1 pseudogene is annotated in these 623 nt (G+C 63.7%); it reads right to left on the bottom strand.

Going from position 1 to position 623, the window contains the following annotated elements:
* Positions 1-623: pseudogene (locus AC04SH_RS34935) on the bottom strand (hypothetical protein); the annotation flags it as partial.

Raw genomic sequence — 623 nt, 5'->3', positions numbered from 1 at the left:
GCGACCAATGGCTGCCGCGGCGATTGGCACTGGCATCGTTCACTGGCAGGAACAGGAAGTCGGCCGTGTCGTCGCCATTGTGATCATGAACGATGCGCTGGAATGCGCGTAGCATGTCGCTCTCGGTGCCCAAGCGCAGGCTGCCAAGGGTTATGAGGGGATCCACGAACCGCGTCCGGGCGGCGAGACCCGGATTGTTCCCCTGCAACTCTTGCGTCAGGAGCTGGTAGTCCCTCAGCACATGCTCGTCGCCCAGCCATTCCATGTCCTGGAGCACCAGCCCGCGGCCGTGAGACGGGGCGGTCGGACCCAAAGCCCCGACCTGAGCATCGGAGGGCATGCTTGCAAACGCCGGCACGGAATTATCATCGTCGCGTGACTCAGACGGCGTAGCCGCAGTCAGATCAACCAATGGAAAATCCCGGTAGGTGTCAGGGCGGGCGCTGGCAGTGGGCGCTGGCGCTGCTTCCAGGGTCGGCCACATACTCCAATCAAAGTTGAGCGGCATCTGCGGCCACCCGGTTGAGGCGAACCGGGCAGGTTCTTGCCGTCCGGCCTGGACGATGTCCTGCGCCTGCGATGGCAATGCACCCAGTTGATGGATGGGGTCCGCCGACGACATC

The organism is Mesorhizobium sp. CNPSo 4688 (assembly GCF_057784295.1).
Note: the sequence above shows the minus strand (reverse complement) of the source record. Positions and strands in the feature narration are given on the sequence as shown.